Below are 1,633 nucleotides of genomic sequence, written 5' to 3'. Positions count from 1 at the left end.
TCAATGGCTGCGGGACAACCTGGGGATCATCTCTTCCGCCAGTGAAGTAGAGACACTTGCACTGTCTGTTCCGGACAACGGCGGTGCGTACTTTGTTCCAGCTTTCAGCGGTCTTTTTGCTCCTCACTGGCGACCAGATGCCCGAGGAGCGATTGTGGGTCTGACCCGTTTCGTGAATAAAGCTCACATTGCTCGAGCTGCGTTGGAAGCAGTTGCTTTTCAAACCCGTGAAGTATTAGATGCAACTAATGCAGATACCGGCGTGAAGCTCTCAGAAGTGCGCGTAGACGGTGGAATGATCGCCAATGAACTCTTGATGCAATTTCAAGCAGACCTGCTGGGTGTACCCGTTATTCGACCAGTTATTGCTGAAACGACGGCATTAGGTGCTGCTTATGCAGCTGGATTAGCTGTTGGTTTCTGGGCAAATACCGATGAGCTTCGAGGCTTGTGGCAGGAAGAAAAGCGCTGGCTTCCTCAGATTGACGATTCTGAACGCGCAAAACTCCTCAGAGTTTGGAACAAGGCAGTTGAAAAGAGCCTGAACTGGATTGATGAGGATTCAATTCAGCTTTAACGCTGAGTTGCCGCTATCCACTTCTCAAGCTGAAGTGTGGCCCTTCCGGAATCGATAGATTCTGCAGCGATGACAAGCTTTTCAGACAGACGCTCAGTAATTGGTCGAAGGACCTGTGATGAATCTTGAGCAAGGTCATAAGCAACAAGACCAGCAGCTGCATTGAGCAGAACAATGTCCCTGACAGCCCCTCGTTCTCCCGCGAGAGTGTCCTTAAGTATCTGTGCGTTGTAAGAGGGTTCTCCCCCGCGGAAATCTTCCAAACTTGCTCGAGCAATGCCCAGATCAGAAGGATCCAAGTCGTGTTCAACAATTTGGCCCAAATGTGACTGTGACCGGTTGTCGTCAGCTCATCTAGTCCATCATCACCACGGAAAACAAGAGCTGTCGCATCACGTGTGCGGAAAACACCGGTAATCAGAGGGACACGGTCAAGCTGTGCAACACCTACCGCGGAAGCTTCCGGGCGGGCTGGATTACACAAAGGCCCTAAAACATTGAAGATGGTGGGCACACCGAGTTCGCGACGAGCTTCGGCAACATGGCGAAAACCAGGGTGAAATGCAGCTGCGTAGGCGAAAGTAATGCCTGTCTCATTGAGTACATCAGCAACCTCAGTGTTGGAGAGGTTGAGATTAATGCCGAGTTCAGAAAGGACATCGGAAGACCCAGAAGCACTACTGGCTGCCCTATTTCCATGCTTTACAACGGGAATACCTGCTGCGGCAGCAACGATTGCTGCGGTGCTTGAGATATTCACCGTGTTGTGGCGATCTCACCAGGTGCCAACAATGTCCAGGGCCATAGCAGGCAAGGGTAAATCAAGGGCATTGGCTAGACCAGCGTCTCTGAATCCCACAACTTCATGAACTGCTTCTCCCTTTGCGCGTAACGCAATGAGGAAACCTGCAATCTGAGCATTTGTGGCATTTCCCGTGATGATTTGATTCATTGCCCATTCGGCTTCTGAAATGGTCAAATCAGTGCCATTGAGGAGGGCGTTGAGCAATTGTGCCAACGAGATGTTTTCAGCCATAGGTAACAGGCTACTTGCAC

At 50.8% G+C, this 1,633-nt stretch carries 1 protein-coding gene and 1 pseudogene; one reads left to right on the top strand and one right to left on the bottom strand.

All coding sequences use genetic code 11. The features are described 5' to 3' along the window. Positions 1-577 (top strand): FGGY-family carbohydrate kinase (locus Q0362_RS08290; protein ID WP_298122458.1); only part of this gene is annotated, 577 nt, incomplete at its 5' end. Here Q0362_RS08290 and trpD read toward each other — a convergent pair. Beyond that, positions 574-1,613 (bottom strand): annotated as a pseudogene (gene trpD, locus Q0362_RS08285) (anthranilate phosphoribosyltransferase). The gene Q0362_RS08290 and the pseudogene trpD sit on opposite strands and share 4 nt — an antisense overlap. Positions 1,614-1,633 lie beyond the last annotated feature (20 nt).

This window comes from uncultured Aurantimicrobium sp. (genome assembly GCF_936931525.1).
In the GTDB taxonomy this organism is placed as follows: Bacteria; Actinomycetota; Actinomycetes; order Actinomycetales; family Microbacteriaceae; genus Aurantimicrobium.
The sequence above is the reverse complement of the archived record's forward strand: the minus strand, read 5'-3'. Positions and strand labels throughout refer to the sequence as shown.